The organism is Thermoanaerobacterium thermosaccharolyticum DSM 571 (genome assembly GCF_000145615.1).
Lineage (GTDB): Bacteria > Bacillota > Thermoanaerobacteria > Thermoanaerobacterales > Thermoanaerobacteraceae > Thermoanaerobacterium > Thermoanaerobacterium thermosaccharolyticum.
The window spans coordinates 727,058-742,013 of the sequence record NC_014410.1; the positions used below are offsets into that span (position 1 = coordinate 727,058).

At 33.5% G+C, this 14,956-nt stretch carries 13 protein-coding genes and 2 riboswitches; of the genes, 9 read left to right on the forward strand and 4 right to left on the reverse strand.

Features of this window, described 5'->3' with window-relative positions:
- The first annotated feature begins 5 nt into the window (after positions 1-5).
- The 3 genes from TTHE_RS03560 to TTHE_RS03570 all read left to right on the forward strand — a co-directional run bounded on the left by TTHE_RS03560 (position 6) and on the right by TTHE_RS03570 (position 3,437).
- Positions 6-428, forward strand: a complete 423-nt coding sequence (locus TTHE_RS03560; RefSeq protein WP_013297238.1) for a PaaI family thioesterase — start codon at positions 6-8, stop codon at positions 426-428.
- Positions 429-519: 91 nt separating this feature from the next.
- Positions 520-1,266, forward strand: a complete 747-nt coding sequence (locus tag TTHE_RS03565) for a cysteine hydrolase family protein (protein WP_013297239.1) — start codon at positions 520-522, stop codon at positions 1,264-1,266.
- A gap of 239 nt (positions 1,267-1,505) precedes the next feature.
- Positions 1,506-3,437 carry an acyltransferase family protein gene (locus TTHE_RS03570; RefSeq protein WP_013297240.1) on the forward strand — a complete coding sequence of 644 codons (1,932 nt, stop codon included), beginning with the start codon at positions 1,506-1,508 and terminating at the stop codon, positions 3,435-3,437.
- 30 nt (positions 3,438-3,467) lie between these two features.
- On the opposite strand, the gene TTHE_RS03575 is transcribed toward TTHE_RS03570, so the two are convergent.
- The 4 genes from TTHE_RS03575 to TTHE_RS03590 form a co-directional block, all read right to left on the reverse strand.
- On the reverse strand, positions 3,468-4,823 hold the full coding sequence (locus tag TTHE_RS03575) for an APC family permease (RefSeq protein ID WP_013297241.1): 1,356 nt from the start codon (positions 4,821-4,823) through the stop codon (positions 3,468-3,470).
- A 150-nt stretch (positions 4,824-4,973) separates the two neighbouring features.
- Positions 4,974-5,891 carry a homoserine O-acetyltransferase MetA gene (gene metA / locus TTHE_RS03580; protein WP_013297242.1) on the reverse strand — a complete coding sequence of 306 codons (918 nt, stop codon included), beginning with the start codon at positions 5,889-5,891 and terminating at the stop codon, positions 4,974-4,976.
- 63 nt (positions 5,892-5,954) lie between these two features.
- Positions 5,955-6,063: riboswitch (SAM riboswitch) on the reverse strand.
- A gap of 97 nt (positions 6,064-6,160) precedes the next feature.
- Positions 6,161-6,604: a sporulation membrane protein YtrI gene (locus tag TTHE_RS03585; RefSeq protein WP_013297243.1), complete on the reverse strand. Its 444-nt coding sequence runs from the start codon at positions 6,602-6,604 to the stop codon at positions 6,161-6,163.
- The gene (locus TTHE_RS03590; RefSeq protein ID WP_013297244.1) at positions 6,601-6,927 is read right to left on the reverse strand and encodes a YtrH family sporulation protein; all 327 of its coding nucleotides are present in this window, start codon (positions 6,925-6,927) and stop codon (positions 6,601-6,603) included. Before TTHE_RS03590 ends, TTHE_RS03585 begins: the two co-directional genes overlap by 4 nt.
- A gap of 103 nt (positions 6,928-7,030) precedes the next feature.
- Here TTHE_RS03590 and TTHE_RS03595 point away from each other — a divergent pair, with 103 nt between their 5' ends.
- From TTHE_RS03595 to polX, 6 genes are all read left to right on the forward strand, one after another.
- Positions 7,031-8,194 (forward strand): NAD(P)/FAD-dependent oxidoreductase, encoded by a 1,164-nt coding sequence (locus TTHE_RS03595; RefSeq protein WP_013297245.1) that lies wholly within the window; start codon positions 7,031-7,033, stop codon positions 8,192-8,194.
- Between the two features lie 76 nt (positions 8,195-8,270).
- Entirely contained in the window at positions 8,271-8,495 is a 225-nt protein-coding gene (gene copZ / locus TTHE_RS03600; protein WP_013297246.1) for a copper chaperone CopZ, read from the forward strand.
- A gap of 180 nt (positions 8,496-8,675) precedes the next feature.
- Complete coding sequence (gene cysK, locus TTHE_RS03605; protein WP_013297247.1) at positions 8,676-9,608, forward strand: cysteine synthase A; 933 nt, start codon at positions 8,676-8,678, stop codon at positions 9,606-9,608.
- A gap of 69 nt (positions 9,609-9,677) precedes the next feature.
- Positions 9,678-9,741: riboswitch (Fluoride riboswitch) on the forward strand.
- 84 nt (positions 9,742-9,825) lie between these two features.
- Complete coding sequence (locus TTHE_RS03610; protein ID WP_013297248.1) at positions 9,826-11,361, forward strand: MutS-related protein; 1,536 nt, start codon at positions 9,826-9,828, stop codon at positions 11,359-11,361.
- Positions 11,358-12,851, forward strand: a complete 1,494-nt coding sequence (locus tag TTHE_RS03615) for a MutS-related protein (protein ID WP_013297249.1) — start codon at positions 11,358-11,360, stop codon at positions 12,849-12,851. The genes TTHE_RS03610 and TTHE_RS03615 overlap by 4 nt, the downstream gene beginning before the upstream one ends.
- Positions 12,852-13,193: 342 nt before the next feature.
- Positions 13,194-14,906 carry a DNA polymerase/3'-5' exonuclease PolX gene (gene polX / locus TTHE_RS03620; RefSeq protein WP_041587422.1) on the forward strand — a complete coding sequence of 571 codons (1,713 nt, stop codon included), beginning with the start codon at positions 13,194-13,196 and terminating at the stop codon, positions 14,904-14,906.
- The last annotated feature ends 50 nt before the right edge of the window (positions 14,907-14,956 follow it).

Here is a 14,956-nt window from a genome sequence, read left to right on the forward strand (position 1 = left end):
AAAGTTTGGAAGTAAGGAATAATGGTATAAACGAAGATTTATTCAAAAAAATAATTGAATCAAATAAGAATGCACAATATCATAATCTAATTGGAATGGATATAGTTGAGCTAGATAGCGGTAAAGTTACAATGGAAATGATGATTTCTGAAAAACATTTGAATATTTTTAGAATCGCACATGGCGGAGTGCTGTTTTCGCTTATGGATACGGCAATGGGAATTGCAGCAAAGACGATGGGGAGAAATATGGTTACTCTTGAAATGAATATAAACTACATAAAATCTGTTAAAGCTGGAGATAAGATTAAGGCATTTGGAAAGATAATTCATTTAGGGAAATCAACTGCCGTTGCTGTATGTGATGCTTACAACCAAGATGGTAAACTTGTAGCGTCAGCAAGGGAGACATTTTATGGTCTAAATTAAAGGGGCTTTAAGGCTAAAGTCTCTTTTTTTGGTATATAATTTGATATAAAATTAATATATATATTTAACTAAATGGAAGGAGGTTCCTTAAATGAATTTTGATAGTTTTTTGTACAATACAAGACCTTTTTTAAATTATTTGTTTGACTTTTACAGCAACCTGGATGATATGAAGCTTAGTACAGTTATAAATGATGCGGGAAATGTTGACAATGTATCATTGATCGTGGTAGACATGGTAAATGGTTTTTGCAAAAGTGGTTCACTATCAAGCCCCAGAATTGGAGGCATAATAGAACCTATAAAGAATTTGATAAATGCGTCTTACAGAATGGGCATAAAAAATATACTGTTTATAAATGATGCCCATATTAAAGATGCAGCGGAATTTGCCGATTATCCAGAGCACTGTGTAAAAGGAACTGATGAAAGCTCTATCGTTGAAGAACTTTTAGAGATAATAAAAGGGCAGCCACAGATATATGAAAAAAATTCATTAAATGTGTTTTTTGGTGGAGAATTTGATGATGGGAACTCGTTTTTAAAAAAGATAGTCATCATGCTTAAAGAAGGAAAGTCTACTTTTATCATTGTTGGCAACTGCACAGATTTATGTGTATATCAGACGGCTATGTCTATAAAGATGATAGCAAATGCAAATAATCTTAGTGCGAATATTGTTATACCGGAAAATTGTGTTGAGACTTATGATATAAGCGTAAAAACAGCAGAAAGGCTTAAAATAATTCCACATGATGGTGATATGATACATACGATGTTTTTATATCATATGAAGCTTAATGGCATAAACATCGTCAAAGAGTTGATGGAAGAATAATATACAAATTGATATAGAATTTTATGTTAAGAGCTCTTTTAAACGTATAAAGAGCTCTTTTTATTAATAAATATTTATGAGATATTTATATTTTATTTATATGTTGTAATGTTTTTGTAATAATGATAATATATAATGGATTTAAAGAAAAAAGGGCAGTTATGAGGCATATTGAAGAATTTTGTAATATTTTGCATTTTATTCAAAAATATAACATCAGATTTTAGGAGGGGATCTCGATGCCAAAGCCTTTAAACAGCAATGTGAGATATATGGCAGGGCTTGATGGCCTTCGTGCAATAGCCGTGCTTGCTGTCATAGGGTATCATCTCAATTTAAGCTTCATGCAGGGTGGATTTTTGGGTGTCAGCATATTTTTTGTTTTGTCTGGGTATTTGATAACAAATATAATTTCTTCTGAATGGGAAAGAAGCGGCAAAGTAGATTTAAAAAATTTTTGGCTGCGAAGAATGCGCCGATTATTTCCTGCACTTTTTATAATGGTAGTTTTGGTGGTTTGCTATGTTACATTATTTGATCCTGGAAGGCTAACATCTATAAAAGGTGATGCAATAACAAGTATATTGTATATTAACAACTGGTGGCTAATTTTTCACAAAGTTTCGTATTTTGCAAAGTTTGGTCCTCCGTCTACATTTGGGAATTTATGGTCATTAGCTGTGGAAGGTCAGTTCTATCTTATATGGCCTCTTGTTTTGATTATTTCATTTAAATATTTGAAGAAAAAAAGATATATTGTGTTTTTGACTTTACTGCTTGCTATAGCATCTGCTTTGGCCATGGGAATGCTGTATGAGCCAGGTATGGATCCCAGCCGTGTTTATTATGGAACAGATACGCGCGTTTTTGGGCTGCTTTTAGGATCAGCCTTAGCATTGATTTTGCCAAGTGATAAGCTTTCAAGCAATATGTCAAGAAATAAGAGGTTGATTTTGGATGCAATTGGATTTTTATCGCTTTTATCGATTTTCATAATGTTTATCTATGTAAATCAATATGATACCTTTGTCTACAGAGGTGGAATGTTTTTATTATCTGTAATAGCTGCGGTTACTATAGCGGTATCAGCACATTCGAGTAGTTTTTTAGGTAAGGCATTGGGATGTTTTCCTTTAAGATGGCTTGGAGCAAGGTCTTATGGTGTATATCTTTGGTACTTCCCTGTACTCATCTTGACAACTCCACCGGTTAATACAGAAGGAATAAATCCAATACGAGCAGTGCTTCAGATATTTTTGATTATACTTATATCTGCCTTATCATGGAGATATGTAGAAGATCCGATTAGGCATGGTGCACTTAAAAGAATAATGCAGGATATAAAAACATTAAAACTTAAGAATGGGAAAATAGTGCTTCCAATTAAAACATTTATGCTAGTTATAGTATCGACAGTTATAATAGGTATATTTGTAGTAGGAATGAGTGGAATAATGCCTGTTGCTGCATCAACGTCTTTAAATTCCAGTGGAGGTGGAAATGGCACAAATGTTTCATCGTCTTATGTAGAAAATAGCGATGTTACAAGTGATGGAATTGTACAAAATTACAGTTATAATTTACCAGATAATAGAAGAGATATAAAATATTATCCATATAAAGGTGGAAAGGCAGACTCAAGTGTAGCGTCAAATGATAGTGGTCAAACTGATGTTAAGATTCAGGACGGGAAAGGGATAACGATTATTGGTGATTCTATATTGATCGATGCAAAGCCTTATTTGGAAGAAATGCTTCCCGGAATCACAATAGATGGTAAAGTTGGACGCCAGATGTATCAGGCGAAAGATGTCGTAAAATCTCTTAAGGCAGAGGGAAAAATTAGCGATACTCTGATAGTTGAGCTAGGCACAAATGGACCTTTTACAGAAGATCAACTGCTGTCACTTTTAAAAGCTGCAGAACCTGTAAAACATATAATATTAGTGAATGTGCGTGTTCCTCGACCATGGGAAAGCGTGGTAAATAAAACATTAAATAAAGTATCTTCTGAATATCCGCATACAACATTGATTGATTGGTATAAAGCAAGTTATGGTCATGATTCATTCTTTTCACCAGATGCAGTACATCTGGAGCCTTCTGGAGCAAAATACTTTGCTTCACTTATAGCAAAGACGATAGAAGACAATAATACAGTTAAAAATTGATAAAAATAAGGCTGCACTTTTGCAGCCTTTTCAGTTTTTTAAGACTTTTCGTACTTCATCCAATTTTACTGAATTTTTGTATTTCATATATATATAGAATGGTATTCCGCACATAAGCATTATGAATCCGTACATGACGGTCTCGGCTCCCGAACCGTATATTGTCCATATTGCGTAAATGAAGCCTAAAAGCGGCACAAATGAATTTTTGATGAAGCTTAATACATTTACCTTCTTATCTCTTTTTATGAGAAGCATGATTTCAGATGCTGCTGTAAAAGCGTAAACAGGCAAGAAAGAAAGCGTAGCCAGCAATATTATGAATGTAAATGCTGAAACCAAGGACTTCGTATAATTCATCAATAATAGCAAATTGACCAAGACAGATCCTATAATCAATGATGTATGAGGTGTTTTAAATTTAGGATGTACTTGAGCAAAAATTTCAGGAAACAATCCGTCTTTTCCTGCTGCATACGCCACACGGGCTGTTGATAAAAGCCAACCTACTGTTGTTCCAAGTACACTTATAACAGAACCTATGATTATCACATTTGCGATGTTCTTTCCTAAAAACTGCTTAAGTATGTCAGCAATTGGCGAAGCACTTTTAGCAAGTTCGTTTTGAGGCATTGCACCCATTGCAGAAATATTTATTGCAAGGTACATAACTACGGCTATCAATATACCGAAAATCGTACTTAATTTTACGTTTCTTTCAGGGTTTTTGATTTCTTCAGCAGTTATCGACGCAGTCTCAAGTCCTACAAATGCCCACAATGTGGAAGTAGCGGCTGCTGACAGCGTACCAATGCCTTTATCTGCCGGAAATAATGGCAAGATGTTGCTGGTTTTGAAATGTATGGCTGAAACAGCTATAAAAAATAGAAATAAACAAATCTCAAAGACAGTTATAGCTGTTTGAGTCGAACCTGCCCTTTTTACACCTACTATATTGATGATTGTAAAAATCCATAGCACAGCACTTGCATATATAAAAGCTGCAAGGTGGCTTTTGGATAAAATTGGGAATAAAGCGCTTGAATAGCTTGCGACTGCGATGACGACAGCAGCATTTCCGATCCAAGAACCGTTCCAATAAAGCCATGCATTGATAAAACCTATAAAGTCACCAAAAGCCAATTTTGAGTACTCATATGGACCACCTGCTTTTGGGATCCTCGAACCAAGGTTTGCAAATGATAACGCAAGAAAGATTGACCCTAAGCCGGTAATAAGCCAGGCAAGTATTGTTGCGCCGGGACCGGACTTTGATGCTAATGTAGCTGGAAGCATAAATATGCCAGACCCCATCATGTTGCCTGTCACCAATGCTGTTGCAATAAATAAACCTATGTCTTTTTTGAGCTTTTGTGCTTTGTCCATGTATATGATTCCTTTCTATAAATTTTAAAATAGCATAATTAAATTAGCACAGAGAAGTAAAAAAGTCAATGAATAATTTTGCAGGATATATATAAAAATATGCAGGAATAGAAGATTATCGACATTTCTATCCCTGCACAAATATAATGTCTATTCAATGGAGTTTATGTCAAACGGCGTTTTTTGATATACGTAGTAATTTAACCAGTTTGAAAAAAGCAGGTTTGCATGGCTTCTCCACTTTACAATAGGCTCATTGTTTGGGTCATCTCCCGGGAAATAATATTTAGGAACTTTTATAGGGATGCCTTTTTTTAAGTCTCTTTCGTATTCAAATTTAAGTGTCAATGGATCGTATTCAGAATGACCTGTGACAAATATTTGCCTGCCATTTTTCGTGCTTATTATATATAACCCTGCTTCATCTGATTCAGCAAGTATTTCAAGATCATCAACTAATTGTATATCTTCCTTTCTTACTTCTGTGTATCTTGAATGTGGAGCGTAAAATACATCATCAAATCCCCTTAGTAAATCGACATTTTTTTTGGATACTTTATGTAAAAAAACGCCAAACATTTTTTCTTTTAATGGGTATTTAGGAATGTTGTAGTGGTAATAAAGGCCTGCTTGAGCACCCCAGCAGATATGAAATGTAGAGTACACATTGTGTTTGCTCCATTCCATTATTTTTTTAAGCTCCTGCCAGTAATCCACATCTTCAAAATTTAATGTTTCTACTGGTGCTCCTGTTATTATAAGGCCGTCAAATTTTTCATCTCTTATATCATCAAATGTCTTGTAAAATGTTTCTAAATATTCCGCTGCAGTATTTTTTGATTTGTGAGACGCAGTATAGAGAAATGTTAAATCTATCTGCAATGGATTATTGCTTAGCAATCTTAATAGCTGCGTCTCTGTGACGCTTTTTGTAGGCATTAAGTTTAGGATTGCGATTTTGAGAGGACGTATATCTTGATGAATTGCTCTTTCTTCAGCCATCACAAATATGTTTTCCTTTGCTAAAATATCAATTGCAGGCAGTCCGTCAGGAATTTTTATCGGCATTTTTGTACCTCCTTCAGCGTAAAATAAAAACGCCTCCTGAGAAGAGGCGTAAATATTCACATCTTCTCATCTCCCAAAGCTAAACGCTTTGCAGGAATTAGCACCATTTTCATAAAAATATGACGGTTGCCGGGTTTCATAGGGCCAGTCCCTCCACCACTCTTGATGAGTTTTGAATTTATAATATTAAATTGTTAAATTAATTATATATTCGTTAATTGTTAATGTCAATAACAAGTTAACTTGCTATTCATCTTTTGTACATCAATTTATTCTTTTGTCTGTGCAGTTACGTATATTTCTAGTGTCGTATTGATTACTATGTATTTCACTTTTAAAGATACTTTTTTATTCTCGATGGATAAAATGCGCCCTTCAAAGATATTAAAAATTAAATCAGGATTAATTTTTTCAACTTGCTTTCCATAAATATCTTTCAACTTTTCATTAATATATTTTTCAACTTCTATTCTGATTTTACTGTCACTATTAGAAACATAAGGTTTTATATCAGTTACTACTCTATAGGATTGATTCTTTAATGATTCATTCAATTTTTCTATTTTTTCATTTAGTGCTGCATTGTTTAATTTATATGCATCTCTTTCAAATGATATTTTTTCGATCACGATGCCATTTGCCACATTTACAATTGATCCCCCTATAATTACACCTATTAAAAAGACACTTACGAATGATGTGATTTTATTCATTTAAATTCACCTATTATGCACGTAATCAATTTAAACCCGGAATAAGAACCTAGAAAAGCACCAGAAAGGATTAGACCTTGTTTTGCTAGCTGCGTAAATTCGCCGCTTAACCCTATTTCAAGACCTCTTATTGTTGTGAAGGAACCTCCAAGCCCGACGAGTATAGCCCAAAGCCTTATGTCATTTAATATAGAATTGATTATCTTTATTGGAGACTCAAATATGAAAAGTGATGAAAGAGAGCCGAATATAGTGCCTCCAATAACAACACCAAGGGACGTAAAATATGGTATGAAAAAGACTCTGAATATTTTTATTAACATAAAACCACCTCATATATTTATATGCCTATAAAATTTAAAATATCTGATGTGCGGCTTTTATTTATTAAGCCTTGCAATTATAATTAAATATGAGGTGAAAAAGATGTATGATGTAATTATCATTGGCGGTGGACCTGCAGGATCTACCTTAGCCAGAAGATTATCAGCTCAAGGATATAAAGCTTTATTGATAGAAAAGTTTACTATGCCGAGATATAAAGCGTGTGGCGGCGGAATAACGCCAAGGTGCTATAAAATGTTAGATCTTGATATAAGTGATTATGTGGAGGATACCACATATAAGATTGCTTTTAAATTTCCAAACAATAAATCAGTAGTCCTAGAGACTGAAAAACCTATCATATATCAAGTGGATAGGACTAAATTTGATAAATACTTAATAGACAAGGCAGTTGAGAGCGGTTGTGATGTACATGATGGGGAAAAATTTTTAGACTTTTACAGAGATGGCAAGGAAGTCGTTGTGAAAACAGATAGAGGTCAGTATAAAACGAGGATATTAGTAGGTGCGGATGGAATAAACAGTACTGTTGCATATAAGGCAAATTTGTTAAATGGAGAAAAAGGTATTGCTCTTGAAGCAGAGGTATATGTTGATAAATGCGATATTGAAAAAGTGAGAGGTGAAGTTGTAGTAGATTTTAACGCAATAAAATACGGCTATGGCTGGGTATTTCCCAAAAAAGATAGATTGTCTATCGGCGTTGGAACTTTTTTAAGTAAAACATCAAAAATAAAGGAAAATCTTTCTAATATGATTGACGAAAATGTAGTTGGCAATGTAGAAGAATGCAAAATATACGGGCATCAACTGTCATTTCCGAATGGAAAAGATGGGACTTATAACAATGATAAAGTTATCTTAATTGGAGATGCTACAAGGCTTGCTGATCCATTTACAGGTGAAGGTATATATAATGCGATACTTACAGCAAACATATCATTTGACGTTATAGAAAAATATTTTAATGGTAAATGTGAACTTAGTGAATATACAGAACGATTAAGAAGAGAGGTTGTATCAGACATTAAATGGGCCCATAGATTATCGCTATTTACATACAACAATATGGGATTTATAGAAAAGTCGGTAAAATATTTTTCTAATGTTCTGTCGTATTTTATAGACATCATGATGGGGGATAATAACTATATAAACTATAAATTAAAAGTTCCATTGTATGCATTGCATATTAAAAATTCTAAAACAAAGATAAAAGTAAAAAATGATGTAGCTCATATATAGTTGACATCAAGATGTAATTAAATTAAACTATGTATAGGTAGTACCCCTAATGAGTATATGAAAGGAGAGTTTAAATATGAGTTTATTTGGTCCAAAAGGCGAGACTACAACGATTGATGTGAAAGGTATGTCATGCAATCATTGCAAAATGACTGTAGAGAAAGCTTTAAAAGCGCTTGATGGAGTATCAAAGGCGACAGTAGACCTAGATAAAGCCAATGTCACTGTAACATACGATCCCAAGAAAGTTACGATAGATGAAATGAAAAAGGCAATTATTGATGCAGGATATGAAGCATAGAAATTATCCTAGCAATAGTTTTTATATTTTCATTAGATTTGTTAACCGCTATTGCGGTTATTTTTTTATATTTAATGTATAATAAAATTGATAAAATCTTATTTACAAAAATTATTTATTGCTATATAATAAATACATAAAATCCAATCGGAATACTGAATATTAAAAGGAGAGGATAAAATGTCGAAAATAGCAAAAAGTCTTACAGATTTAATAGGCAATACACCACTGCTGGAGTTATCTAATTACAACCAAGAAAACAATCTTAAAGCAAGATTAATTGCAAAATTGGAGTATTTTAACCCATTAAGCAGTGTAAAAGACAGAATTGGATATGCAATGATTAAAGATGCAGAGGAAAAAGGATTAATAAATAAAGACACTGTCATAATTGAACCGACAAGTGGCAATACTGGTATCGCGTTGGCTTTTGTTTCTGCGGCGAAGAAGTATAAGTTGATTTTGACTATGCCTGAGACTATGAGCGTGGAAAGAAGAAATTTGCTTAAAGCACTTGGTGCCGAAATAGTATTGACACCAGGTCCGGAAGGCATGTCTGGAGCTGTAAGAAAAGCTGAAGAATTGGCAAAGGAATACGGAAACGCATTTATACCGCAACAGTTTAAAAATCCTGTAAACCCTGAGATACACAGAAAGACGACTGCGGAAGAGATATGGAGAGATACGGATGGAAATGTAGATATATTTGTCGCAGGCGTTGGCACAGGAGGAACAATAACAGGTGTCGGTGAAGTGTTGAAAGCGAGGAAGCCTGATGTAAAGATCGTTGCGGTAGAGCCTGCAGATTCGCCAGTATTGTCTGGTGGAAAACCTGGTCCCCACAAGATACAAGGAATAGGTGCAGGATTCGTTCCTGACGTATTTAATAAAGACATAATTGATGAGATATATCAAGTAAGAAATAATGAAGCATTTGAAACATCGAGAGCATTAGCAAAAGCTGAAGGCTTATTAGTTGGCATATCATCTGGTGCGGCTGCATTTGCAGCGACTCAGATTGCAAAGAGACCAGAAAACAAAGACAAGACAATAGTTGTATTGCTGCCTGATACAGGCGAAAGATACCTGTCAACAACATTGTATCAGGATTAATAAAAGGTTGTTAGAGTGCATAAAAATGCTCTTCCATATTAATGGATAAAATGATATAATATATATGACAATAAAAAAGAGGATGAAGCTCCCTCATTTAAACTGCTGAAAAGCTGATGGCTTCTACTAGTAGAGTAGATAGCTATCGGCTTTTTAATTTTTTAGATAAAATATTCTTTTAAATATCGCTCTAATTTTCTTAGGAGGTGCAGATGAAATGGCGTTTAAAAGTATTCTGTTTCTAAATACTAATGATTTGTTAAGTAATGAAGTACCTTGCGAAATGGAATTTTTTACGGATTTAAATATTGATCAAATAATAGATGCTGTAACATTTGGCAGAAGCGAATATAACCTTAAACCGTTTTTCTACAAATTGTCTAATGACATTGATACAATAAAATATCGTCAAGAAATAATGAAAGATCTAGAAAACAAAAAACTTTTTGAGTGCATAAAATCTTTTTCTGAAAAATTTCAACTTATGCGGCAACATCTGAAACAGATAGATAAGCTTTACTACAAATATCAAAAGGAAAGATGGTTTTTAGATGCAGTTTTAATATATTGTGATGCTGTAGCTTGTCTTGGCAACGATTTGACACAGATTAATTTAAAATCTACAGGTTTTATCGCCTTTAGAGAGTATATTTTAGACTATGTTAAAAGCGAAACATTCATTTCATTAAACAATGCTACGAAAAAGCTTAATGAAGATTTGTCATCGGTAAAGTACAGTATTCTTATAAGGGGAAACAGTATAAAAGTAGGTAAATACGAATCAGAGATAAATTACAGCGACATCGTAGAAGAAACTTTTAAAAAATTTAAAGAAGGAGAGACAAAAGATTACAGGAAGAAGTTTTCGGACTATGCCGATATGAATCATGTTGAGGCAAAAATTTTAGATATAGTAGCTCAATTATATAAAGAAATATTTATCGAACTTGACGATTACTGCGCTAAAAATAGCAGTTATGTTGATGAAAAAATTGGTACATTTGAACGGGAGATACAATTTTATATGTCTTACTTAGAATTTATTTCAAAGTTTAAAGAAATAGGATTGGAGTTTTGTTATCCACACTTTGTAAGCGAATCAAAAGAAGTTTTTGATTATGGATGCTTTGATTTGGCATTGGCAAATAAACTTATTTCTAATAAATCGACGATTGTTACTAATGATTTTTATTTAAGTGGTAATGAGCGAATCTTCGTTGTATCTGGACCTAATCAAGGAGGAAAGACTACATTTGCCAGGACATTTGGGCAAGTTCATTATCTTGCAAGCATTGGATGTCCAGTTCCAGGATATAAAGCACAGTTATTCTTATTTGACAATATTTTTACACACTTTGAAAGAGAGGAAAATGTAAATGAACTTCATGGCAAGTTAGAAGACGAATTGATTAGAATTTATGATATTCTCTCAAAAGCTACGCCTTACAGCATTGCTATATTGAATGAAATATTTACTTCTACTACATTAAAAGATGCCATTTTTCTCAGCAAAAAGATAATGGATAGAATTATAGATCTAGATTTGCTTTGTGTTTGGGTTACATTTATAGATGAATTATCCACTTATAGTGAAAAGACTGTAAGTGTAGTTAGTACGGTCGTACCGGACAATCCATCGCTTAGAACTTATAAGGTTGTAAGAAAACCGGCTGACGGATTATCTTATGCTATTACAATTGCGGAAAAATACAGACTTACGTACGACTATATAAAGGAGCGTGTAAAATTATGAAGACATTTCTATTGTACAAAAATCGTGTTTTTGATATGAAACAGGAATTGCCTTGGAATGAACAGATGCTGATACAGGATTTGGGTTTGAAGGCGGTTTTTGATGCTATGGCACAAGGCGATGAATTTTTGTATGATGTGGCTTACAAAGTCATTCTAACAAGTTTAAATGATGTAAATGAGATAATTTATCGTCAAGACATTTTAAGAGATTGCCTTAAAAATCCTTCTGTCGTCAGGACCATTTATGGTATTGCGGTTGAAACATTAGAAAATGAGAAGAAAAATTTTTGGAGCATCTTTAGTAGCTATCCGTCTTCAATTTTGCACAGCTCAATTGAACTTATGTATATGTATGTGGATATGCTTATAAAATTGAGAAAAATTGCGGAAGAAAATATCGATAACTTTGAATCAGATGGTTTTAAATCATTATTTTCAATGCTACAAAAAGAGCTAAATGATGAGTACATTGAAGTCGTAAAAACACATTTAAAAGAATTGAAATTTGAAAAAGGGGTATTGATAAGTGCAGAATTGGGAAAAGGCAATAAAGGGATTAATTACATTCTCAGAAAACCTAATGAAATTAAACAGAGTTTAATTGAAAAGATTTTTTCAAAAAAGGCTACGGCTTTTACATTTTACATCGCCGATCGAGATGAAAGTGGAATGAAGGCATTATCAGAATTAAAGGACAGAGGCATAAACCTTGCAGCAAATGCTTTAGCACAATCCGCAGATCACATTAACGGCTTTTTTAAAATGCTAAGAACAGAATTAGCATTTTATATCGGCTGCATTAATTTATATGAGCAACTTATGAAGATAGGTGAGACTATATGCTTTCCCGTGCCTTTATCAGCGGATGAACGGAAACACTCATTTGTCGGTCTATATGATATTAGTCTGTCTCTGACAATGAAAAAGAGAGTAGTATCAAACGATTTAAATGGGGATGAGAAGGACCTTTTTGTCATAACAGGAGCTAACCAAGGTGGAAAAACGACGTTTTTAAGAAGTATTGGGCTGGCGCAGTTAATGATGCAGTCTGGGATGTTTGTGGCGGCAGAAAGATTTTCTGCTAATATTAGTATCGGATTGTTTACACACTTTAAGAGAGAAGAAGATGAAGAAATGAACAGCGGTAAATTAGACGAAGAATTAAGCAGGATGAGTGACATTGTCGATAATATAAAGCAAAATTCCATGATACTTTTTAATGAATCATTTGCAGCTACAAATGAAAGGGAGGGCTCAGAGATTTCAAGACAGATAATAAGCGCATTGCTGGAAGCCAGAGTAAAAATATTTTTTGTCACGCATCTATATGAATTATCTCGCAGCTTGTACGATAAAAAGTTGGACAATGCAGTTTTTTTACGAGCTGAGAGAAAGCCCAATGGTGAAAGGTCTTTTAAATTAGTTGAGGGTGAACCGCTTAAGACAAGCTATGGAGAGGATTTATACAAGAGAATATTCAAAGAATAATAGTATTGTTTTTAGAATAGGAAGGTGTGGCCGTGATGAAAAAATATCATTTGAATAAGTGACGCGCAGATGGAAGAAATAAAGGAATTAAAAGAGGATTTGGAAAGGGACGGTTTCGGCAATGAAAATTATTGATTGGAAAGAGAAAATCAAGTGCTGTATGCTCAATATTAGCTGTAATTTTCATAACTATATTTAAAATTGAGAAATAAACAATGTATAGTTCATACATGGACCATACTTTATTTATTGTCTTACAGTGAAAATGATATAATATATTAAGAATGTATCGGCAATTATTTAGGTTGGGTGATATTAAAATAATAAAGAGATGTGATGAGTATGGATAAGAAAACTGTTATCAATATACTTAATGAAATAGGGCTTTTATTAGAGCTAAAAGGTGAAAATCCTTTTAAGTCGAGAGCATATTATAATGCTGCCCGTACAATAGAAGTTCTTGATGATGATATTGAAAAATTAATAAAAGAAGATAGGTTAAAGGATATAAAAGGCATTGGTGATGCGCTTAATAAAAAGCTTACAGAGCTTGTTACAACTGGGAGACTTGAATACTATGATAATCTTAAAGCATCGATACCTGAAGGCCTCATTGAGATGTTAAAAATACCAGGTCTTGGACCTAAAAAGATAAAAACATTGTATGACAAATTGGATATAAAGACGGTTGGTGAGCTGGAATATGCCTGTATTGAAAATAGACTAGTTGAATTACCTGGATTTGGTGAAAAGACACAGAAAAAAATCCTTGAAGGTATACAATTTATAAAACAGTTTAGTGGTAAGCATCTATTTATGGATGCATATTTAGATGCTACCTTATTAAAACAATATCTTATTGATAGTGGATTGATAATAAGATGCGAGATTGCTGGAAGTTTAAGGCGAAGAGAAGAGATAGTGAAAGATATAGATATTCTTGCTACCACAGAAAGTCCTGAGAAGCTTATGGACGTATTTACAAAATATGAAGGTATAAGGGATATTGTAGCTAAGGGAGAAACTAAGACTAGCATAACATTGAAATCTGGCATAAATGTAGACTTAAGGGTTGTCAAAGATGAAGAGTATCCATATGCATTGCACCATTTTACCGGTAGCAAAGAGCACAATACAGCTATGAGGCATAGGGCAAGGCAAATGGGAATAAAGATGAATGAATATGGTCTATTTAAGGGTGATTTACTTATTAAATGCCGTGATGAAGAAGAGATATTTAATAATCTCAATTTATCGTATATTCCTCCAGAACTTCGCGAAAATATGGGTGAAATTGAAGCGGCAGAAAAAGGGTTACTTCCAGTATTAATAGAGGAAAAAGACATCAAAGGGGTTTTTCATGTACATACGATATACAGCGACGGCGCAAATACACTTTCTGAGATGGTGAATGCGGCAAGAGATCGCGGTTATAAAATTATTGGTATTACAGATCACAGTAAATCTGCATTTTATGCAAATGGACTTAAAGAAGAAGATATTTTAAGGCAATTGGATGAAATTGATGAATTGAATCATAAATATGCTGATATAAAGATATTAAAAGGTATAGAATCTGATATATTAAGAGACGGTTCACTTGATTATGATGAAGATATATTAAAAAGATTTGACTTTGTCATTGCATCTGTTCATTCCAGCTTTAAAATGAGCAAAGATGATATGACAGAGAGAATAATAAAAGCTATAAAAAATAGATACACAAAAATCATTGGACATCTAACAGGGAGGCTTCTCCTTGCAAGAGATGGTTATGACCTTGATGTGTATAAAGTTATAGATAGTGCTGCTGAATATGGCAAAATAATTGAAATAAATGCGAGCCCTTATAGACTGGACATGGATTGGAGATATATAAAATATGCAAAAGAAAAAGGTGTAAAATTTGCAATCTGTCCAGATGCACATAGGATAGAAGGACTTGATGACATAAAATATGGCATCGGCATTGCACGTAAAGGTTGGCTTGAAGCGAAAGATGTGATAAATACGTATGATTTTGATGAGCTAAATAAAATTTTTAATAAATCTTAAATTAATCCCCCTCTTTATTACAGGAGGGGGGTTAATTTTTAGTTTGAGAA